Genomic DNA, 21,252 nt, shown 5'->3' on the forward strand with positions numbered 1-21,252 from the left:
TCACCCCGGGGTTACTGGGACCCAGACGCCGGACCGACCCGCAGATATCGGGACTGCTAGAGACAGCCCTCGAGTTCGGCTGCTGCTGCCGCCGAGAGTTCGGTGCTCCCGCCCAGATTGCGGGTCAATTCTACAATCGTTTCATTGGACACGCCTGCCTCGAAAGCGCAACCCAATAGTTCACCGGTCACCTTGACGGTGGCGGCCTGCGCCATTCCCGCCCCGAAAACCGACACAGCGGCAAAGGCGACAGCGAAAGCACTTGTCTTGACGAACCGCATGTAATGCTCCTCAAATTCGTAGTCGTGTACTACATTTCGGAGACTGCATACTTGCGGCATAAACTTAACACGATGCCGAATAGGGTCAGCTCCTATTTTTTGTGAATTTCTGGCCACATAGGCATAACGTAGCGAACAATGAAAACATCCACGACTCCATTCCTGGCGGCATAACCGACGAAGTGGTCGAAATTCGGTCGAAATCCTCACCAATCGACCGGGATTGCGGCGGGCATGATCGCCATCCGGTTGGGATGCCATGGCACCTCCGACACCGGCACCGTCAGCCGGATGCCGGGCAGGCGGTCGAGCAGGACCCGAAATGCCGTGCCGGATTGGCAGCGGACCAAATGCGCACCCGGACAGTGATGACGGCCGTAACCGAAGCGCAGATGCGGGTTGGGCGAGCGCGTCGCGTCGAAGACGCCGGGATCGGCGAACGCGGCCGGGTCGACGTTGACCGCGTCCAGCGACAACAACACCAGGTCGCCTTCCTCGACGGACACCGAACCCAACTCCGCGTCCCGGGTGACGTAGCGCGGGATCGCATTGCCCAGCACGACGCTGTACCGCAGCAGTTCCTCCACGCACTGCGGCATCGTCTCCGGTCGGGCCCGTACCGCCCCGATCACCTCGGGCCGCTGCAGGAGGTTGAGCGCCCCTACCCCCAGAAAGCCCGCGAAATCCTCATAGCCGCTGACGAACAGGACCACGACGATGTTCGACAACTGGCGATCGGTCAGTCCGTGCTGTCGGGCGTTGAGATCGGCGAGGCGGTCCGCCAGGCCGCGCGGCCCGCCGGGGCGGCGGGCGGCCATGTGCGCCTGCATATAGGCGCGGATCTCCTCCCAGTTGCGGGCGAGCTCCTCCTGGGAATACGTCACCATCGTCAGGTCCGTGTCGGCTCGTTCGGCGAGCCACCTGTGGTCCTCGAAGGGCAGGCCGAGCAGTCGGCACAGGCACTGCCCGGCGACCCACTCCGCGAAGTAGCGCTGCAGATCGCCTGGAGGGCCCTGCTCGACCATGGCTTCCAAGCCGTCCCTGGTGATCTCGGCGACCCAGTCGGCGGGTAGATCGGGCTGGTTGCGGCCAAGCGCCCGCAGCACCTCCTCGCGCAGCCCGGCCCGCTCGAGGTGGTGCATGACGTCGAGCAACTCGGGCGCCAGAACCGGGGTGTCCTGAGCCGGACTGTCGGCCTCGGCCAGCACGGAGCGGGCGAACGCCCGGTCGCGCAGCACGTGCTTGGTCAGTTCGTAGCTGGTGACCAGCCATGCCTCGCCACCGGAGTTGGTGCCGACGCGGGCTACGGGACATCGGCTCTGCAAGTCGGTGAGTTCCGGGGCGATGCGGTCGCCCTTGGTGCTGAACGGATAGCGGGAATCGACGCTTCCCGCAGGACGTCCTCGGTCGGATTCGGTCACGGTGGGCAGACCTCTCTCTCCTGAAATCGTTGACGGGTCGGTTCGACCGGTCACCAGCGCACCGGCAGCCGTGCCGGGGCGCGCAGCGGGGTCGACTCGTCCCAGGGAATCGCATCGACCGGCACCGCGAGCTCGATGCCGGGCAGCCGCTCCAGCAGCACCTGGATCGTGGTGGCGAGCTGAAGCCGCGTCAGGTGGCCACCGGTGCACATGTGCGGTCCGTGCCCGAACGCGACATGCGCGTTGGGCGACCTGGTCAGGTCGAGGCGGTCGGGTTCGGCGAACGCCGAGGGATCGCGATTGGCCGACGCGGGCACGGGGACGACCGCGTCACCGGCGCGAATATGCTGATCGTGCAATGTGAAGTCCTCCTTCGCGACGAGGATGTTGATCGCGTTCATCAGCGGCACATACCGCAGCAACTCCTCCACCGCCGTGCCGATCCCCGACGGCTCCGCGCGCAGCCGCCGCAGCGCACCGGGGTGGGTGAGCAGGGCGAGGAGGGCGTTGCCCGTGTGCTGCATGTTGGTCTTGTAACCGGCCATGAGCATGGTGACGACGAAGCTGACGACGTCATCGCGAGTCAATTCGCTACCAGGGGAACGGCTTTCGGCGAGTAGCAGCAGGATGTAGTCCTCGCCCGCACCCTCCTGCTCCTTGCGGGCGATGAGCGCGGTCGCATAGTCCTGCAGCGCGTACAGCGCCGCCAGTACCTCCGCCATCGGCACCCCCGACGCGCCGAGCAGGGTGAGGGTGTGCGGCAGGTAGATGTCGCGGTCCTCGTGCGGCAGTCCGGTGGTCTCGCACAGCACCCGCAGCGGGAGTGGCTCGACGTAGGAGGCGACGAGATCCGCGGTACCGTCCGCGGCCCCCGCCACCATCGTGTCGATCAGTTCCTCCGCCATGGCCCGGATCCGCGGTCCCATGAACTCGAGCCGCCGTCGGCCGAACAGCGGCAGGACCGCGCGCCTCACCCGCTCGTGGTGCGCTCCGGTCATCTCCAGGAACGTCGGCAGGCACGGCGGTGGCGCCGGGTCCCCCTCGCGCAGCGGCCACGCGGACAGTAGCGGCCGCTCCAACCGGGGATCGGCGAACGCGGCACGCACATCGGCATAGCGGCTGAGCAGCCAGCCACTCTCACCGTTGGGCAATTGTGTTCGGACGACGGGCTTTTCGATGCGGAGCTCGGCATACTCGCACGGTGGTCCGGCGGTGCCGGGCTCGACGGCCGGTACTCCGGCAACCGCCTCGCTCATGCGCTGGTCACCGAAGGCTCGGCGGCGGGGCGCGCCAGGAAGCCGGAGGTGAACAGGTATTCCAGATAGCGGTCCAGCAGTGCGGAATCCACTGGTGGACAATGCAATCCGCTGCCGGACAGTGCCGCCTCGGTGTTGGCCCGCCCCAGTTTCGGGAACGTGTTCTCGAGGTACATCTCCTTGACGGACATGTCCGCCGTGCGGCTGCGGTCGACGCACAGGGACACGAACGGGGCTGTCGCGCTGGTCGGATGCTCGGCGACATGGCGCACCAGCTCGCCGACCCATTGCTCGTAGGGCAGCGTCCGCAGCACGAAGCCGGCCGCTCGCATCCGGTCGAGGACATCCGAGAGCATGGCGCGGCGCGCATTGGTGAGGTGATGGACCCGGCCCTCGGCAGGCTGGTGGGTGGCGATGTGGACGACGGCCTCGGCGAGGTGGTCCACTGGCACGAAGTCCATGGGCAGCTCGATGTCCGGGGCGAGCCCGGTCTCGGCGATAGTCTTGAACAGCGAGCAGATGGCTGTCTCGGTGTTGCACACGCCGTGTGTCCGGTCGCCTGTCACCTCGTACGGCCGGTAGACCGCCACCGGCAGACCCTGCTCCGCCGCCTGCCGCAGCACGCCCTCGGCGACCCACTTGCTCTCCGCGTAGCCCATGGTGAGTCCGTCCGCGTGGGCCAACGGCAGATCCTCGGCCACTTCGCGGACCCCGGCCGCGCCGAACCCGGCGACGACGGCGACCGTCGAGATGAAGTGCACCGGCACCCGACGTGGCGCCGCGATCCGGACGACCTCCCTGGTGCCGTCCACATTCGCCGCGCGCAACTCCGCGTAGGGATAGAGGAAGTTGACGTGGGCGCCGTTGTGCACCACCAAGTCCAGGGTGCGGGCCAGCTCCTGCGCGTGCGCCTGCGACAGGCCGAGCAGGGGCTCGGTCAGGTCGCCGGGAAAGCACTCCACCCGACGCCACGCCGCCGCCTCCGGACGCAGACCATAACGGGCGAGCGCCGTGCGCACCCGCTGCTCGGCGCGCGCCCGGCCGACCGCTCGCACCGGACAGTGGACACGCGCCGACGTCGAGCGCAATAGCCGGTCGAGGAGGAAGGCGCCGACGAAACCTGAAGCGCCCGTGAGCAACACCTCCCGAGGTGCGTGTGGGCTCGGGTCCGGGCCATGGGCCGAGGGCAGATCGAAGCCGAGCTCGGTCTCCCTCGCGAAGTCGACGACCTGCTCGGCTGCCGCGATGGTGCCGTCGCACGCCAGGCCGACGGCGGCCGCGTAGCCCTCCAGCGTGCGTGCGCTCAGCAGCGCCCGGATCAGGGCGGAGCCCCTGGCGGCGTCGAGGTTCAGGACGGCGAGGGTGCGGGTGACGGCCTCGGAGGCGAGCAGGGAGTCGCCGCCGAGGAGGAAGAAGTCGTCGCGCGGCGTGGGGCGCACGCGCAGCACCTGGTGCCACACCTGAGTGAGGACGCCGAGCACCCCATCGACCGCTGCCTGCTCCGCCGTGTCCATCGCGACGGCACCGGCCAGCAGCCGGGCACGGTCCACCTTGCCTCCGCTGGTCACCGGGAAACGGCCGAGGGGCACCAGCACCGGCACGGCCTGCGGCGGCAGCCACTGCGCGCAGTACGAGCGCAACTCCGGCAGCGGCAGTGCGCAGCCCGGCCGTGCGGCGGTGACGTATGCGGTCAGCGCCCCGTCCGCGGCCTCGACGACGGCCTCCCCGACCGCCGGGTGCGCCCGCAATCGGGCCTCCACTTCGTCGAGTTCCACACGCGCGCCGCGTAACTTCACCTGACGATCCAGCCGCCCACGAAACTCCAGCAGACCGTCGGCCCACACCGCCCGATCGCCGGTCCGGTACAGCAGCTCACCGGGTTCCACCGCGGGCAGCCGCACGAATCGCTCGGCGGTCAGCTGCGGGTCGCCGAGGTAGCCGAGGGCAAGCCCGTCCCCGCCGACGTAGAGCTCACCTTCTTCCCCGGGCGCGGCGACCGAACCATCGGCCCGCACGACGTGACAGGTGGAGGCGCCGAAGGGGCGCCCGAGAGGAACATGCGTCGCGTCCTCGGGCAGCGGGTGCAGCACGTGGGCGGTGGAGACCACCGAATTCTCGGTCGGCCCGTAGAAGTTGACCACGGTGGTGCCGGGGCAGGCCGCGAGGACGGCATTCGCCAGCGGCGGGTCCATCGCCTCCCCGCCTGCCGAGACGAACCGCAGCCCGGCCAGCGCCTCGGGGCGGGTGCGGGCGACGAGATGGAAGACGCTCGTCGTCAGGTACGCGAACGTCACATCCCGCGCGCGAAGTAGCTCCGCCAGGGCGGTGGGCGAGAGCAGTTCCTCCCGGTCCGCGATGACCAGGCACGCGCCGGTGAGCAGCGCGCTCCAGATCTCGATCGTCGAGGCATCGGAGGACAAGCCGTAGGCGTGCAGGACTCCGTCGCCGGGCCCGGGCGAGGGCAGTCGGTGGTCGGACAGGACGAGCCGGACCACGCCCCGGTGCGGAACGGCCACCGGCTTGGGGCGACCGGTTGTGCCGGAGGTGAAAACGACGTAGGCGGGATCAGCGGCGGAGGCGGCACGGACTTGCCTGCGCCGCGGTGCGCGAATGTCGCTGCCCGGCGCGTCGTCGTCGAGCCGGACGCTCACGCGCAGGCCGCGCACGCGACGCGCGCTGCCGGGGAGGACGACGGCGGCCCGCAGTCCCGCATCCTCGGCCATGGCCCGCAACCGGGCCGGTGGTAGATCCTCGTCGAGTGGTACGTACACGCAACCCGCCGCGAGGATGCCGAGCAGCGCGACCAGTGCCTCCAGTGAGCGGCTCCCGCAGACCCCGACCAGCTCGCCCGGCTCGATGCCCTGAGCGAGCAGCCGCGCCGCCAAGTCCTCGGCCCGGGCGGCCAGCTGCCCATAGGTCATGGCGCGCCCACCGTGCCGGGCCGCGGGCGCGTCGGGTCGGATGGCGGCCTGCGCCTGGAACAGCTCCGGTATGCACGAGTCGCGCGGATAGGCGGGCAGCGGTCCGTCGGCCGGGGATGCGTCACGCCGGCGTGACGCATCATCGATGTAGGTCACCAAGTCCTTCTCCGTTCGTACGGCTTCGGTTGCTCGGTGCGTGCGGTGTGCTGTTCAGCCGGTGCGGTCGTCGCGACCCGCTTCGGCGCCGGCTTACGCGAAGTCGGCTGCGAAAGCGGCGAAGTCGGCGGTGCGCCAGCGCTGCGGGCGCATCCGGATAGCGATGTCTTGCTCGAGCTGGTCCGCGGTCGCCGCCAGATAGGCACGCGCCTGCTCAGGGTCCAGATAGCGCTGGGCGAGGGCCGCGCGCACGTCCGGGTCGATCGGGTCCTCGACGGCCGTCACGGGTCCCTCGACACTGACATACCGGTACGGCGGCCGCTCGTCCTGCACACAAAGGCTGAACCGACCGGCGGCACGCAGCAATTGGGCCTTGATCGTCTCGCGGCCTATCTCGACCACGATCTCACCCGTCGGCTCGTAGCCGTACCAGACCGGTACCACCAGGGGAGCACGGGCGCCATCTCTGTGGTCGGTGACTCCGAGAATGCCGACGCGGGGGGCGGCGAGGAATTGTTCGCGCTCATCGTGGGACATGGCAGGCAGCATTTGTCGGGGGCTCCTGAGGTGTCATTTTTCCGGTGGCGGCGCCAACGATCACAATTAATCAACGACTCATCGAACCGGTCAGGATGGTGACGTTACTGGAAACCGTTTCGATCATGCCATACGAACGAATCACCATTTGCTTGCGAAACGGCGGCGCGCCCGAAACACGAGCACCTTTCGACGAAACGTCGCTGTGCCGTCGCCGACTGTGACAAATCATTGCGTTGATCTGGTGATTCAGGCGGTGCGGTGCGGGTCACCGACGATCGCGAATGCGAATTGTAGTCGAACTTCGGCGGCGATTACTTTGTGCGTGTTCGCCCCGAAGGAGGCTCCATTGTTCATTTCCCGGTCCCAGCGATCCCGGCGCCCCGGCCTGATTCGCGTACTCGTCGCCGGACTCGCGATCGCGTTGTCGATCAGCGTGTCAGGCCAGGCCGCCGCGCAGACACCGGCCCAATTCGTCGCCGAGAACGAATCCAGCCACAGCAAGCAGATGGAATGGTGGTACGTCACAGGGCATCTGAAGGGCAAAGACCCGAGCGGGAATGTCCGGGAGTACGGCATCCAGTCGACATTGTTCAAGAATCACCCAGCCTGGGGACTCGACGGCTACGCACACCACATGGCCGTCACCGACCTACAGCGCGGCACCTACACCCAGGGCAACAAGAACGGCGCCGGGTTCACCGACGATCCCAGCGGCGGTGGGTTCGACATCGGTTTGGAGGGTTGGACTTTCAAGGGCAAAGACGGCAACAACCGCGTCGCGGGCAACGTGAACTGGGGTGACTACATCCTCGATATCCGGACCTCGGCGAACAAGCCGGCGGCCCTGCACGGTGGTGACGGGTTCGTCGAGTTCGCGCCCTTCGATGACAGCGGCTACTACTCGTGGACCGGGCTCGATGTATCCGGCACAGTGAACGACCACGGCACCGTGGTGACCATCACCGGCGGTGAAGCGTGGATGGACCACCAATGGTTCGACGGTGGCACCACCGCCGGATGGGACTGGTACAGCATCCAACTCGACAACGGCACCGACTTCATGGTGTTCCTGGTGAAGGGCCCCAACGGGAGCTACAGCACGAAATTCGGCACCCGTGTCGAGCCGAACGGCAAGACGACCGAGCTGTCCGCGAGCGAGCTGTCGATGACACCGATCGGCTCGTGGAAGAGCCCGCGCAGCAATCGGACCTACACCAGCGGCTGGGAAGTGACCGTTCCCGGCGGTAGGTTCACGATCACGCCGAAGCAGCTCGATCAGGAGTCGAACCTGGCGGTTCCGAACCTCGACTACTGGGAGGGCGCGGCGACCGTCACCGGCACGGTCGACGGCAAGGCGGTAACCGGTAAGAGCTACACCGAGATCACCCCGGTGCAGTGCCTCTGCGGCTTCTGACGCACCATCGGCAACGGGGCCCGGGGTCGTAAGACCTTGGCCCCGTTGCTGTTTCGATGTTCCGTCAGTCCAGAACGGTCACCGTCCCCGCCGAGCCGTCGACCCGGACGCGTGCGCCGCCCGGCAGCAGGGACAGGGCGCCGTCGAGGCTGGTCACCGTGGGTATGCCGTACTCGCGGGCGAGAATCGCGCCGTGCGACAGGATCCCGCCTGTCTCGGTGATCAGGCCCGCGATGAGCGGGAAGACACTCGTCCAGCCTGGATCGATATTCGATGCGAGCAGCACCTCGCCCCGCTCGACCGACGCGAGATCCGGCAGTCCGGTGACCACGCGGACGACACCGACAGCCTGGCCTGCCGACGCCCCGAACCCGACCAGCGCTCCGTCGGCGTCCACGCCCGGCGCACTAGCCCTCCCCTCGGTCGGCACTCCGTCGAACAGGTAGGCCGCGGGAAGCCGCGACGCGAACCGCTCGCGATGGGCGCGCGCCTCGGCCACTTCGGCGGCCACCGCGTCCCGGTCGGCGTGGTCGTGACTCCACACCAGTTGCGAGAACGTCGCACCGGTGAGCAGGAAGACCTCGGACCGGTCCTGGAGAAATCCGCGTTCCGTGAGCCGGCGGCCCTGCTCGAGCAGCAGCTGGCGCAGATGGTCGAGAATGTAATCCAGGTGGTAGCGCTGGTTTTCGCGATAGACGGTGTAGTCCTGCACCAGGGCGACCAGCGGATCGAACACGGTCCGGCGGACCCGGCCGAGCTCGGCCCTGAGGCGACGTTCCTCGTCCATCCGGCGCGCTTGCGCGGCCACCTCGAACTCGGCGGGATCGGGGCTCGGTGCCTCCCCCCGCACGTGGGCTCGCACCAGCGCCAGCACTACGTCGGGCTGCTCGTGCCAGCGTTGTGCCGAGATCTCGCGGGTGGCGGACCGGTGGCCGTGCTCGGTGAGGAACATGTCGAAATGCCGCCAGAACTTCGAGTGGGCCGTCGACTCCCGCAGCTGGAGGTGGGGCGTGGCCGCGCGCAGCCCGTCGAGCAGAGCTGGGTCGTCGCGGCCGAGCGTGCCCAATTCCCATATGGCACGGTTGATCGCGGCCGTGTGGGTGCCGGGCAGTCCGCTGATCAACGTCTGCACGCTGTCTGCCGAACCCGTGAGCAACTTGCCGAGCAGCCCTCGAAGCACCGGACCGTGCTGGCCCATGCCCCATCGGATGACCCGGAAATGGTCCTGGCCGAAGCCGTCCGCCTCGGCGAACTGCGCACGCCATTGCTCGTCGGTGAGTTCGCGATAGTTCTGCCGGAGCTTCGGCACTATGCGCACCTCGACCGCTGTGCAATGTTGTTGCAACGCCGCGAGATTCGCACGAACACCGCCGCGGCGCCGGTCCTTCCGCGACGCAGCCAAGGTGCGGATCAACAGCAGCGGCTCGAACGGAACAGCCATCAAACGCTCGCAGAAAACCGGGTCGAACCAGGCGACGAGCGGGGTATCGGCTCTGGCATCCACCGGCACCGAACGGATCAGCTCGAGCGCGTAATCGCCGTTGAGGTAGATGTAGCCGTCGTGGCGCCGGAGTTTCTCCATCGCAACGATTTCCGGTCTGCCCTGTAGTTGCGCCACTTCGTCGATATTCGGGCCGACCAGCCAGGTGCCCATCAGGTCGTGGCCGAGCGGGGTAGTGTACTCGGCGAGGTATTCGTCGCCGAATCGTCTGCTCCAGACCTGCTTCGGTTCGCGCGGCGGCAGGCCGGTGATCGGCCGGTCCTGCAGGACGAAGAGCCGGTCGCCTTCGCTGGCCCATTCCAGATCCCGGCGCGGGCCGATCGCCGCCGACACCTGGACCGCGACGGTGTGCAGCGACGTCAGCTGCTCGTCAGTCAAGCAGCGGACCACGCGCCGGTCCTCGGGGACCGCGCGCTCGACGATCCCGTCTGCCCACACGATCTCGACCTGCTTGGCGCCGAGGCGGGTGTGCAGTACCTCGCCCGAGTTACGTTGCAGGACAATATGGTCAGGATCTGTGCGTCCTGAGACAACCGACTCGCCCAAACCCCAAGCTGCGTCGATGACGACCTCGTCGGCGAACGGGCGCAGCGGGTTCTCGGTGAGCATCACCCCGGCTGCGTCGGCCTCGATCATCCGCTGCAGGACGAGTGCGATGCCCGCGTCGGAGTTCATGCCCTGGGTGTCGAGGTATCGTGCGGCACGGTCCTGGGCGACCGACTCCCAGCACTTCTCGACAGCGCCCACCAGCGCGTCCAGCGAATCCACGCCGAGCACTGTCTCGTACACGCCCGCGAACGACGCGCCCCCGAGATCCTCGGCGACCGCCGAACTGCGTACCGCCCACCGGCTGTTCGGAAATTCGGTCCCGCGCCCGGCCCACCATTCGGGCAAGTCGGTGGCGAGGCACTGCTGCTTACGTTCCTCATCGAGGGAGACCTCCGCAGACAGCACCCAGGCTTCGGGGACGGTGAGTCCGACGGTCAGCAGTCTCACCAGTCCCGATGCCTTGCCCCCGATGCGGGCGAGTTCGAGTGGCGTACTCGCCGTGAGTCGTTCGATCATCGGCGCGAATCCTGTCGTGCACGCAGTGCCACCCGAGCGAGCCGGGGCAGCCGCTGGGCCACACCCGCCACACCAACATGGAACGCGTGCTCGACCACACCCTGTCCCTGCCGGATCCGGCCCCCGGTCTCACATTCGAAGGCGAACTGGGTTTCCTCGATGAACAGGCCGCGTTTGAACAGCGGCACGCGCCCCGCGGCCCGCCCGGTCACCACGTACACCCCGTTCTCGGTGCGGATCTCGATCCGTGCCGTCTGGGGCCGGTGCGGGTCGTCGCCGGTATAGGCGATGTCGACGGCTCGCACGGCACCGACGGGATCGGCTGCGGTGCTGTCGAATACGTAGCCGACCGGGGTTCGCACGCCGTCGATGTCGGTCAGCGTCGCGTTGAAGCTCAGGTCGTCACCGAACTGACCGACGATCCAGTCCCAGCCGCGGATCCCGTTCCAGTCGCGCACACCCCACGACTTGTCGCGCTGGCCGAGCCCGGACACCTCGGCCGCCCGACCGTGCACCGCGACCTTGCCCGTCACCCGCCCCGACTGCTCGAAATGGTGCTGCACGTCGGACATCGCTCCGGGGAAGCCCTCGTGGAAGTCGACTGCCGGGGTGAACGTCTCCCACAACAGGTCGACATGATGACGCCCCCGCAGCTCGATCCGCCATGAACCCAGCGGCGCGATCATGACGTACCGAAGGTCTGCCACCGCGAGCCCTTCGGCCATCGAGGTGCCGAGCAGGCCCGGCGGAATCCGTTCTCCCACAGCGGCATACACCAGCTCCGGCTCGCCGTCGCGCAACATCACCAGGACGGCGTCGGCCGTGCCCGCGTGATGGTCGATCCCGATCCTGGTGAAACCGAACGAGCGGCCGTCGTCGGTGGACCAGTTGAAGTAGTAGCTTTCCTGCCAGTGTGGACCGGAGCCGGGTTCGTGCAGCTCCTCGTCCAGTGGGGTGATCATCGGATTCCTCTCATGCGCTGTCCGTGAGCCTGGGTTCGGGAGTTTTCGACCAGTGGCATGTACTGACGCTATGGTTGATCGAAATTCGACTTCAACTCGCATTTTGCTGATTGGTCAGGGAGTGGCGATGCCGACGAGCAAGAGCGCGGGCACGCGGAAATCCCCGCAACAGGACCGTTCGGAGGCGATGGTCGGACGGATCATCGACGCCGGGTCTCGGGTTCTGCTCACGTATGGCTACGCGGGCGCTTCCACAAACCGGATCGCCGCCGAGGCCGGAGTGAGTCCCGGTTCGCTCTACTACTACTTCAGCGACAAAGACGGTGTGGTTCGCGGCGTCCTCGACCGGTTCCTCGTATTACTCGGCCAGGCGCTGTCGAACACGACCGCTCGGCTGGAATGGGCGGACCGCGCGGTATTTCTGGAAACCGCCGATTCCATGATGGACGTGCTGGAGGAGAACCGGAGACTGCTCGAGATACTGGTCGACGAGGCGCCCCAGCTCGTCCGGTCCGGGTCCCGGCTGGCGATCGAGGAACGCCTGCGCGAACACATGCGCACCGCTTTCCTGCTCCTCGGCACTCCCCTGCGTGGGGCAGAGCTGGACGCGGCGTGCTGGCTGGCGACCCAGCTCTGCCTGTCGGTACCGGTGCGCTACATCCTCAGCCGTCCACCGATCTCTCGCGAGACGGTGCTGAACGGACTGGCCGACCAGATCGGAGCCTTGGCCGGGCACGGCGGACAAGGTACTGGCAGGTGATCTAGTCCGCGTGCAGGAGCACCGGAACGGTGGCGTGCCCGTTGGAGATGAAACTGGGCACCGGCGCCAACTCGGCCGGGCTGGTGGCCAGGCGCATGTGCGGGAATCGGTCGAACAGCGCAGGCAACGCGACGGCGGCTTCGAGGCGAGCCAGCGGTGCGCCGAGGCAGTGGTGTGCCCCGTGGCCGAAGGCGAGGTGCTGCTCGCGGGTGGCGCGGGTGGGGTCGAACTCGGTAGCGGTGGCGCCGTGCACCTTTGGGTCACGACTGGCACCCGCATAGGAAGCCAAGATGGCCTCACCTTTGCCGATTCGGTACCCGCCCGCGATGTCGATGTCCTCGACCGCGTACCGCAGGGGCAGGTGCGCCACCGGCGCCTGGAAGCGCAGCGTTTCTTCCACCACGTCCGCCCATGAGACCTCGCCTTCGGCCACCGCGGCACGCTGCTCGGGATGGGTGAGCAGGGCGACGATCGCCTGGTCGAGCAGATTGACCGTGGTCTCGTGACCGGCGTTGATGACCAGCATCAAGGTGTCGACGAGCTCCTTCTCGGACAGATGGGAGTCGTCCTCGTCGCGCGTGCCGATCAGCACACTGGTGACGTCATCACCCGGATGCGCACGACGGTAAGCGACGAGTTCGCTGACCAGCCGGTACATTTCGAGGTAGTTGGCCTGCGCCTGCTCGGCCGTGAACGAGCCGTCGAAGAAACCGTCGACACACTTGTGCATCGCAGGCCCCAGATCATCGGGCACACCTACCAGCTCGGTGATGACCCGGATCGGCACCGGGTAGGCGAAGCGGTCACGCAGATCCACCGGCTCGCCGGCAGGTGTGGCGGCCAGCCCGTCGAGCAGGCCCTCGGTGATCTCAGCGATCCGCGGACGCAGTGCGGTAGTGCGGCGATGAGTGAATGCCGGGGAGACCAGCCTGCGCAGCCTGCGGTGATCGACGCCGTAGGCGGTGAACATGCTGTCGACGGCCACCCAGGGCAGCAAGGGCCACGCCTCGGTGATCTCGCCGTTGATGAACGACATCCAGTGCTGGCGAGGGTCCTTCGACACCCGAGGGTCGGCGAGCAGGCTTCGCAGGATCGCCTGATCGGTGACCGACCAGGCGGGCACGCCGCCGGGCAGCTCGACCAGCGCCACCGGGCCGCGCTGCTGAATGCGCGCCGACTCGCCTTGGATGTCGGCACCGGTCGAATCCAGCACGATCGGTTTCATGACATCCTCCTCGATACCGGGGACCCCTGTCCCGTAATCGACAGTACCGCAACATGTTTCACCATTGGTGGGAAAGCCGACCCTGGATCGCCGGGCTGCCTCAGGGGACGACAGTTCGAACCGGTCAGTGCTCGAGCGAGGGATCCCAGCGGTTGGCGAGCAGTTTGAAGCTCGGGAGATCCGCCAGCGAGGTCAAGGCCTCGTAGATGCGCTCGTACTGCGTCGAGGAGATCCGCCACGCGCCGTCCGCGTCGCGGCGATAGGTGTCGACGTAGTACCCGCCGCCACGGATCTGGATCTCGGCGCCCGGCACGAGGACGGTGTCCTCGAACGCCCAGGAACCCTTCGCGGTGTCGCCGTCGACATCGATCTCGGGGTGGTTGGCGATGTGGACCGTGACGATCCCGGGACCGAGGTTCTGCTCCATGAACGACACGACGTCGGCCCGATTGTCGTAGTGCAGCGGTTTGTCCATGGCCTGGGTGCCGTAGCGCGCGGAGATGTCCTCGGCGAGGCAGTCCGCGAACTCGTCCCACAGCTTGAGGTCGAGCGTGCGGAAGTAGCGGTGCTTGAGGCGCTTGATCTCCTCGATAGCGACAAGGTCCATCGCCGAATTGTAGAACGTGTTCTAGATCTGGCGTGGTGGTTACGGGATCGCCCTAAGGGAAGGTTAGGAACCGCCCGCGCGGCTTCCGTTCGGCTTGTGACAGCCGACACAGTGGTCTCCGACGGCGCATTGCCGCGCCGATAGAGGAGAGTCCAAGGTGACAACGACACAGGCCGGTGGTGAACGGCGAGTAGTGGCGAACGTGCTGCGCGGTTCGATCGGCAACCTCGTCGAATGGTACGACTGGTACGTCTACGCCGCGTTCAGCGTGTACTTCGCGAAGGCGTTCTTCCCGGACGGCGACCCCACAGCACAGCTGCTGTCGACAGCGGCGGTGTTCGCGGTCGGGTTCATCATGCGCCCGATCGGCGGCTGGGCGCTCGGGCGCTACGCCGACCGGTTCGGCCGCCGCTCCGCCCTCACCCTCTCGGTGACGGTGATGGCCGCGGGTTCGCTGATGATCGCGGTGACACCCAGCTTCCAGACCATCGGCATCGCGGCGCCGGTGCTGCTGCTCATGGCGCGGCTGCTGCAAGGACTGTCCGTCGGCGGCGAATACGCCACCAGCGCCACCTACCTGTCGGAGGTGGCGTCCCCGGGCAAGCGCGGCTTCTACTCGAGCTTCCAGTACGTGACGCTGGTCGCGGGCCAGCTCGTCGCGCTCGGAGTGCAGATCGTGCTGCAACAGGTGCTCTCGTCCGAGCAGATGTACAGCTGGGGCTGGCGCATTCCGTTCCTGATCGGCTCCGGTGGCGCGATCGTGGTGATGCTACTGCGACGCGGCATGGATGAATCGGACTCGTTCAAGGCCGCCGCGGCCGAGAACGGGACCGCCGAAGCGGCCACGAGCAGCTCACGCGGTTCGCTGCGGGTCCTGCTGCAATACCCCAGGGAATGCCTGCTGGTGGTCGGCCTGACCTTGGGCGGAACCGTGGCCTTCTACACCTACACGACCTACATGCAGAAGTTCATGATCAATACCTCGGGCATCTCCAAGGACACCGTGGCCTGGATCAACTTCGTCGCGCTGCTGATCTTCGTGGTGCTCCAGCCGATCGCGGGTGCTCTGTCGGACCGGATCGGGCGCCGCAAACTGCTCATCTTCTTCGGTGTCTCCGGCACCGTGCTGACGGTGCCGATCATGACGATCCTCGCGAAAACCTCCAACGCGTTCGCGGCGTTCGGCCTGATGATGCTCGCACTGGTGATCGTCACCGGCTACACCTCGATCAACTCGATCGTGAAGGCCGAGCTGTTCCCCACCAAGATCCGCGCGCTCGGTGTCGGTCTGCCGTACGCGCTGACCGTCGCCATCTTCGGTGGCACCGCCGAGATGATCGCCCTCGCGCTGAAGAAGGCGGGCCTCGAGTCCCTGTACTTCTTCTACGTCGCCGGATGTATCGCCATCTCGCTGATCACGTACTACTTCATGCGAGAGACCTCGGCCGAGTCGACCATCGACGCCGAAGTCGCCGTCGATGCCGATGCGGTCGAGCCGGAGCGGGCGATGGCCACCGTGCGTGCCTGACCGTCCGGAACACGGGCCGGTCCTTCCGCTGTGGGAGGATCGGCGCGTGCGGCTGGCGGTAGTCGAGGACGACGACGGAGTGGGCGATGCCCTGGTAGAGGCGCTCACCGCGCGCGGCTACCGGGCCGAGCGCATGCGCCGTGGCGCCGACTTGCTCATCGCCCACCGAGGCTACGACGCCGTGCTCCTCGACCTCGGCCTGCCCGATGCGGACGGGTTGCAGATCCTGCGTCAGCTGCGCGAGGTCAGCACCATCCCGGTGCTGATCCTCACCGCCCGCAGCGATGAACGCTCCATCGTGCGCGGCCTGCGCGGCGGAGCCGACGACTATGTGGTCAAGCCACCGCGGATCGCCGAGCTCATGGCACGGCTGGAGACAGTGCTGCGCCGCGCGGCAGCCGTCGCCCAGCAGGCAAGGACCGAGGTCGTCACCGGTGATGTCCGGGTAGATCTGCGCGCCAGGGTGGTCGAGGTGGGCGGCGCCCCGATCGCGCTGACCCAGAAGGAATTCGAGCTCGTCGAGGCGCTGGTGGAACGGCCCGGCGCCGCCGTGAGCAGGCAGCAGCTGATGGACCGGATCTGGGGCGATGCGTTCGTCGCGGTCTCGCGATCGCTCGACGTCCACATGACCGGACTGCGCGCCAAGCTGAACCGGCCAGGACTGATCACCACCATTCGCGGCTACGGCTATCGGTGGGGCGCGTGAGCGCCGGAGGACGAGCATGCGCCGCAGACTGCTGACCGCGCTCACCGTCTTCGCGGCGCTCGCGGTGCTGGCCTTCGCGATTCCGTTGTCGCTGACCGCCGCCACCAGCCGGACCCAGCAGCTCGTGCTCGGCCGTTCCGGTGACGCCGACCGTTTCGCGACCCTCGCCGACGCGGCCGCGTCGGCGGGCGGCGGGCGGGCGCTCGCCGACGAGGTCGGCCGCTACCACGAGCTGTTCGGGGAGAACGTACTGGTCGTCGACGCGCGCGGGGCGCCGATCGTCAACTCCGGGGTCGAGATGAGCGATCCGCGGATCAGCGCCGCGGTGGCCGCGGCTCGCCGCAACCAGCGCCCGCAGCAGGTGAATCGGCTGACGCCGTGGAGCGCACCGGTCATGCTCATCGCGCGTCCCGTCGGCACCGGCGTGCAGGTGAACGGCGCCGTCGTCATCGAGGCGTCGACCGCTGCGGCGCGCGCGGCGATCGCCAGGGTGTGGGCCGTGATCGCGCTGGGCGCGCTCGGCGCGATGGTCGTCTTCATGCTGCTGGCGCTGGTCCTCAGTCGATGGGTGCTGCGCCCGCTCGCGGCGATGTCGGACGCGGTCGCCGAACTCACCGCGACACTGCCCAAGCCGCGCGGCCGCACCCCCGCACCGATCACCAGACGATACGGCGGCCCACCCGAAATCCGGGCCCTCGCCGAATCCGTCGACGCCATGGCCACCGCCGTCGCCGATTCCGCCGACGCGCAACACCAGCTCGTCGCCGATACCGCGCACGCCATGCGAAATCCCCTCGCCGCCTTGTCGATTCGACTCGACTCGCTGGAATACGCCGTCCCCGACCGTGCGTCGACGACCTTTCGCGGTGCGACCGCGGAAGTGGAACGGCTGACCGCGCTCCTCGACGATCTGCTGGAACTGGCCGTGGCACAGGCGCCCGCGTCCTTCGGTACCGCGGCATCCACCGAGGAACACTGTGACCCGGCGCAGGTAGCGGCCGACCGCATCGACGCATGGGCATCAGCGTTCGACGAGGCCGGAGTTCGGCTGACCTCGGCACCCGCCGATCACTCCCCCGAGCCCGGCGATGACGTCTCGGCGACGCCTGTTCACACACTGCCGCCGAGCAACGAGACAGGTACATGGGCCGCGATCAGTTCGGCGGCTCTCGCCCAGATTCTCGATGTGGCGCTGAGCAATTCGTGCCGGTACGCGGGATCCGGCGCGCACACGGTCGTCGGTGTGACGGTCGAGCCGGGATGGGTGACGGTCCGGATCGCCGATGACGGGACAGGTGTCCCGCCGGAGGAACTCGACAAACTCACCGCCCGGTTCTTCCGCGGCACGACCGCGGCCGCAGGCGGAACGGGGCTGGGACTGTCGATCGCGCAGGCGTTGGCCAAGGCGCGGGGCGGGACTTTGACGGTCGAGGCGGTGCGGCCGCACGGCCTCGCCGTGGCAGTCGGTGTGCCTATGGTGACGCGATGAAGGGCGGCTCGCCGATGTCACGTCGCCGGATGCTGGCCCTGGCCGCACTCGCATCGGCGGGCGTGTTCGGTTGTGGCACAAATGATTCGGTGACGGTGCGCCTTGCCTCGGGCGAAGACGGCGGCTTCTACTACGCCTTCGCTCGACTCCTGGCGGCCGCGGCCGCGAACGAGACCGGCACCCTGCGCATCGAGCCGGTGGAAACCGCTGGATCGCAACAGAATCTGCGGATGGTCGCCGACGGCGATGTCGACATGGCACTCGCCCTGGCGGATTCGGCCGGCGACTTCGGGGGTCGAGTGGTGGCCCTCGGTCGCGTGTACGAGAACTACCTGCAGCTGGCGGTCCGCACCGAGGGCCCGATCCACGAGGTCACAGACTTGCGCGGACGCCGAGTCAATCTCGGCGCCGCGGGCTCGGGCGCCGCGGTCACCGGTCGGCGGCTGCTGGCGACTGCCGGTCTCGATCCCACCGCCGATGTCGTGGTCGAACATCGTCCCCTCCGTGACGCCGCACAGGCACTGACTGACGGCACCATCGACGCGTTGCTGTGGGCGGGCGGCGTGCCCACCGCCGCCCTCACCGTGCCCGACCCGATGCGACTGATCGACCTCGGCGCCCTCGCCGCGCCGATGCGAGAACAGTACGGCCCCGTCTACGACCGGGTCGCCATCCCCGCCGACGCCTATCCAGCAGGCCCGGCGATCCACACCATCGGCGTCGCCAACCTCCTGCTCGCCGCCGCGACCCTGCCCGACGAAACCGCATCCGCCATCGTCGACCTGCTGGTCGGGCACGCCGACAGCCTCGTCCCCGCCGAGGCGGCGGGCACTCAGTTCCTCGACGGCCGATTCCTGATCGGCACCGGAACCGTCCCGCTGCACCCGGGCGCCGTCGAGGTCTATCGCCGCTGGCACGGTTGAACCGAATCTCCGTGGCGGTCAGAGGGTCGCGGCCCGTACTGCGATGAGCACGATCGCGACAATCGCGAGGACGGCCGCCGGGAGCGTGCCCTGGTAGTCGCTGACGCGCAGGTGTGTGGCGACCGCGCCGATGAAGTAGAGCGCAAGGCCCACCGCGGCGGCTATTCCGAGCGGCCCCCACCAGAGTCCGATGACGAGGCCGCCCGCACCGGCGATCTGCGCGACGCCGAGCAACGGCAACATGCGGTAGGGCAGGCCGAGGGTGGACATCTGGTCGACGAGCCGCTTCGGCCGGGTGAATTTGGCACCGGCCGAGGCCAGTAGCACCACCGACATGAGTACAGCGACAACGGCATAGGTGATGAACATGGCGAAACCTCAACTGTTCGACGAGACGTTTGCAGAGGGCTCTGCATCCCTCCGACGCTAGGCAGCCGATAGGTACCTATTGGTACCTTTCGACTCATGAGCCTTCGCCCCGGAACCGTCCTCCTCGCCGACTGCCCCGCCCGGCTGGCCATCGAGATCATCGCCAGCAAATGGGCCGTGGTCACGCTCTTCGCACTGATCGACGGCCCGCTACGGCACGGCGAGCTGGTCGAGTTGATCGGCGGCGTCTCGCGCAAAGTCCTCACGCAGACGCTGCGCCGGCTCCAGGCCAACGGACTGGTCGAGCGGCACACCTACGCCGAAGCCCCACCACGGGTGGAATACAGCCTGACCGAGTTGGGGCGCACCCTCGAGGAGCCCATCACGAAACTGACCGAATGGGCGAGATCCCACGGTGAAGCGATCGTTGACTTCCATGAAACGGCTGAGGCGAACAGCGCCTAGCGCGACAGCGGTACGGACACTTCGCCATCGACGAGGCGGTCGGCAGGGATGGACAGTGGCGAGATCACCATCAGCGTTGGCGCACAGCATCGTAGGCCAGCGGCAATGCCTCGCCGGAATTCAGCGCCAGCAGCGCTTGATGCAAGTTGGTGCGCTCGTCCGGGTCGAGACAGTCGAGCAGATCGTTGTTCAGCGTGCGGACGAGCTCATCGGCCTGCTCGACCGTGCTCATCCCCTGCTCGGTGATCTCGATGAGAAACCGCCGGCGGTCGCGGTGATCGCGAATCCTGGCGGCGAGCCCGGCTGCCTCCAGATGGTCGATCGCGGCAACCATCGTGGTCGAGTCGATCCGCAACCGCGTTCCGAGTTCGAGCTGAGAACTCGCCTTGTCGCCTGCCAGCACCTTCAAGATCATGAAGTGCCTCGTCCGCAGCCCCAGCGTGGCGAGCCGATCCTCGCTCACGCGGAACATCACCTGCCCGAGCTTGATCAGCAGACAGGTGGTGTGGTCGGCGACCATCTCCGGGATCAACGGTTCGGTCACTGGCGGAAACCTCGATTTCTGGACTGGACAGCAGACCGATAGTAGTCGGGACCACACCCTCCATCGACAACCACAGGCCCGATAATCGCAACCAGTAATAGTTCGTACTACTGATAGTCTGCCCGGCATGGAGTCAGAATTCATCCAGAAGATCGACTTGACCGACAAGGTCGTCGTCGTCGCAGGCGGCACCAGCGGCATCAATCTCGGTGTGGCCGAGGACTTCGCGCGGGCGGGTGCTCGGGTCGCGGTACTCAGTCGCTCCGCCGACAAGGTCGACGCGGCGGTCGAACGGCTTCGCGCGCTCGGTGCCGAAGCGCTCGGCGGTAGCGCCGACGTCCGCGACTACAGCGCGACCGAGGCAGTCCTGGAATCGGTGCATCAGCAGTTCGGCGACTTCGACGTGATGATCTCCGGTGCGGCGGGCAACTTCCCCGCCGCCGCCGTCGGCATGTCCGCCAACGGGTTCAAGTCGGTGGTCGACATCGATCTGCTCGGCACCTACAACGTCCTGCGCGCGAGCTACCGATTCCTCCGCAAGCCGGGCGCCTCGGTCATCAATATCTCGGCACCGCAGTCGGAGTTGCCGACGATCACCCAGGCGCACGTGTGTGCCGCCAAGGCAGGCGTCGACATGCTCACCAAGGTCCTTGCGCTGGAATGGGGCCCGTACGGGGTTCGCGTCAACGGTGTGATTCCGGGCCCGATCGATGGCACCGAGGGAATGGCCCGGCTGGCTCCGACCGAGCAGGACCGCGCCCTGGTCACCAACAGCGTGCCGCTGCGCCGCTACGGCACTCCCCGTGACATCGCCAATGTCTGCCGATTCCTGGCATCTCCACTCGCCGACTACATCTCGGGAGTAGTGCTGCCGGCGGACGGTGGCTGGGTGCTCGGTGGCGCATCGCAGGCGATGGGTGTCATCGGGCAGCCGCTGCTCGATGCCGCGCATCAGGATTCCTGATCGCACGATCGCTCGGTTCAGTAGCATTTCCGCCGCTGAACCACGGCTGAGCTGGGCGCGGGGGGGGGGGGGGGCCCCCACAGGTTGGCCCCCCCGCCGACCCCCCCCCACCCCCCCCTGAACAAGTACGCGGGCGGAGAGGGGAGCCCCCCGCG

General features: G+C 67.6%; 19 protein-coding genes. 8 read left to right on the plus strand and 11 right to left on the minus strand.

Going from position 1 to position 21,252, the window contains the following annotated elements; translation table 11 throughout:
- Positions 1–56 precede the first annotated feature (56 nt).
- The 5 genes from ACFWPX_RS08095 to ACFWPX_RS08115 all read right to left on the minus strand — a co-directional run bounded on the left by ACFWPX_RS08095 (position 57) and on the right by ACFWPX_RS08115 (position 6,572).
- A complete protein-coding gene (locus ACFWPX_RS08095; RefSeq protein ID WP_378926761.1) occupies positions 57–281 on the minus strand; it encodes a hypothetical protein in 225 nt (74 codons plus the stop codon).
- A 206-nt stretch (positions 282–487) separates the two neighbouring features.
- Complete coding sequence (locus ACFWPX_RS08100) at positions 488–1,702, minus strand: cytochrome P450 (protein WP_378926762.1); 1,215 nt, start codon at positions 1,700–1,702, stop codon at positions 488–490.
- 50 nt (positions 1,703–1,752) lie between these two features.
- Positions 1,753–2,958: a cytochrome P450 gene (locus ACFWPX_RS08105; protein WP_378917922.1), complete on the minus strand. Its 1,206-nt coding sequence runs from the start codon at positions 2,956–2,958 to the stop codon at positions 1,753–1,755.
- Entirely contained in the window at positions 2,955–6,035 is a 3,081-nt protein-coding gene (locus tag ACFWPX_RS08110; RefSeq protein WP_378926763.1) for an amino acid adenylation domain-containing protein, read from the minus strand. The genes ACFWPX_RS08105 and ACFWPX_RS08110 overlap by 4 nt, the downstream gene beginning before the upstream one ends.
- A gap of 93 nt (positions 6,036–6,128) precedes the next feature.
- On the minus strand, positions 6,129–6,572 hold the full coding sequence (locus ACFWPX_RS08115; RefSeq protein WP_378926764.1) for a pyridoxamine 5'-phosphate oxidase family protein: 444 nt from the start codon (positions 6,570–6,572) through the stop codon (positions 6,129–6,131).
- A gap of 349 nt (positions 6,573–6,921) precedes the next feature.
- On the opposite strand from ACFWPX_RS08115, the gene ACFWPX_RS08120 reads away from it, so the two are divergent.
- Positions 6,922–7,989 carry a lipocalin family protein gene (locus ACFWPX_RS08120; RefSeq protein ID WP_378926765.1) on the plus strand — a complete coding sequence of 356 codons (1,068 nt, stop codon included), beginning with the start codon at positions 6,922–6,924 and terminating at the stop codon, positions 7,987–7,989.
- 64 nt (positions 7,990–8,053) lie between these two features.
- Here ACFWPX_RS08120 and ACFWPX_RS08125 read toward each other — a convergent pair whose 3' ends face one another.
- Positions 8,054–10,555: a PEP/pyruvate-binding domain-containing protein gene (locus ACFWPX_RS08125; protein WP_378926766.1), complete on the minus strand. Its 2,502-nt coding sequence runs from the start codon at positions 10,553–10,555 to the stop codon at positions 8,054–8,056.
- Complete coding sequence (locus tag ACFWPX_RS08130; protein ID WP_378926767.1) at positions 10,552–11,517, minus strand: hypothetical protein; 966 nt, start codon at positions 11,515–11,517, stop codon at positions 10,552–10,554. The genes ACFWPX_RS08125 and ACFWPX_RS08130 overlap by 4 nt, the downstream gene beginning before the upstream one ends.
- Positions 11,518–11,644: 127 nt before the next feature.
- On the opposite strand from ACFWPX_RS08130, the gene ACFWPX_RS08135 reads away from it, so the two are divergent.
- Positions 11,645–12,277 (plus strand): TetR/AcrR family transcriptional regulator, encoded by a 633-nt coding sequence (locus ACFWPX_RS08135; protein ID WP_378926768.1) that lies wholly within the window; start codon positions 11,645–11,647, stop codon positions 12,275–12,277.
- 1 nt (position 12,278) lies between these two features.
- On the opposite strand, the gene ACFWPX_RS08140 is transcribed toward ACFWPX_RS08135, so the two are convergent.
- Together ACFWPX_RS08140 and ACFWPX_RS08145 are read right to left on the minus strand one after the other, a co-directional pair.
- Positions 12,279–13,502, minus strand: coding sequence for a cytochrome P450 (locus tag ACFWPX_RS08140; RefSeq protein ID WP_378926769.1), 1,224 nt, complete (start codon positions 13,500–13,502; stop codon positions 12,279–12,281).
- A gap of 124 nt (positions 13,503–13,626) precedes the next feature.
- Positions 13,627–14,109, minus strand: a complete 483-nt coding sequence (locus ACFWPX_RS08145; RefSeq protein ID WP_378926770.1) for a nuclear transport factor 2 family protein — start codon at positions 14,107–14,109, stop codon at positions 13,627–13,629.
- Positions 14,110–14,266: 157 nt separating this feature from the next.
- Between ACFWPX_RS08145 and ACFWPX_RS08150 the strand changes: the two genes are divergently transcribed.
- Genes ACFWPX_RS08150 through ACFWPX_RS08165 form a run of 4 tightly spaced genes read left to right on the plus strand, consistent with a single transcriptional unit; the run spans position 14,267 to position 18,755 of the window.
- Positions 14,267–15,637 carry an MFS transporter gene (locus ACFWPX_RS08150; protein ID WP_378926773.1) on the plus strand — a complete coding sequence of 457 codons (1,371 nt, stop codon included), beginning with the start codon at positions 14,267–14,269 and terminating at the stop codon, positions 15,635–15,637.
- A gap of 46 nt (positions 15,638–15,683) precedes the next feature.
- Positions 15,684–16,343, plus strand: a complete 660-nt coding sequence (locus ACFWPX_RS08155) for a response regulator transcription factor (RefSeq protein WP_378926775.1) — start codon at positions 15,684–15,686, stop codon at positions 16,341–16,343.
- A 16-nt stretch (positions 16,344–16,359) separates the two neighbouring features.
- Positions 16,360–17,832 carry a sensor histidine kinase gene (locus tag ACFWPX_RS08160; protein WP_378926776.1) on the plus strand — a complete coding sequence of 491 codons (1,473 nt, stop codon included), beginning with the start codon at positions 16,360–16,362 and terminating at the stop codon, positions 17,830–17,832.
- On the plus strand, positions 17,829–18,755 hold the full coding sequence (locus tag ACFWPX_RS08165; RefSeq protein ID WP_378926777.1) for a TAXI family TRAP transporter solute-binding subunit: 927 nt from the start codon (positions 17,829–17,831) through the stop codon (positions 18,753–18,755). The genes ACFWPX_RS08160 and ACFWPX_RS08165 overlap by 4 nt, the downstream gene beginning before the upstream one ends.
- Before the next feature lie 18 nt (positions 18,756–18,773).
- Here ACFWPX_RS08165 and ACFWPX_RS08170 read toward each other — a convergent pair whose 3' ends face one another.
- Entirely contained in the window at positions 18,774–19,124 is a 351-nt protein-coding gene (locus tag ACFWPX_RS08170) for a DoxX family protein (RefSeq protein WP_378917942.1), read from the minus strand.
- A 96-nt stretch (positions 19,125–19,220) separates the two neighbouring features.
- On the opposite strand from ACFWPX_RS08170, the gene ACFWPX_RS08175 reads away from it, so the two are divergent.
- Positions 19,221–19,589 carry a winged helix-turn-helix transcriptional regulator gene (locus tag ACFWPX_RS08175; RefSeq protein ID WP_378926778.1) on the plus strand — a complete coding sequence of 123 codons (369 nt, stop codon included), beginning with the start codon at positions 19,221–19,223 and terminating at the stop codon, positions 19,587–19,589.
- Between the two features lie 70 nt (positions 19,590–19,659).
- Here the strand turns inward: ACFWPX_RS08175 and ACFWPX_RS08180 are convergent, their stop codons facing one another.
- Positions 19,660–20,133 (minus strand): MarR family winged helix-turn-helix transcriptional regulator, encoded by a 474-nt coding sequence (locus ACFWPX_RS08180; protein ID WP_378926779.1) that lies wholly within the window; start codon positions 20,131–20,133, stop codon positions 19,660–19,662.
- Positions 20,134–20,260: 127 nt separating this feature from the next.
- Between ACFWPX_RS08180 and ACFWPX_RS08185 the strand changes: the two genes are divergently transcribed.
- Positions 20,261–21,097: an SDR family oxidoreductase gene (locus ACFWPX_RS08185; RefSeq protein WP_378926780.1), complete on the plus strand. Its 837-nt coding sequence runs from the start codon at positions 20,261–20,263 to the stop codon at positions 21,095–21,097.
- Positions 21,098–21,252 lie beyond the last annotated feature (155 nt).

This window comes from Nocardia sp. NPDC058518 (assembly GCF_042719655.1).
Lineage (GTDB): Bacteria > Actinomycetota > Actinomycetes > Mycobacteriales > Mycobacteriaceae > Nocardia.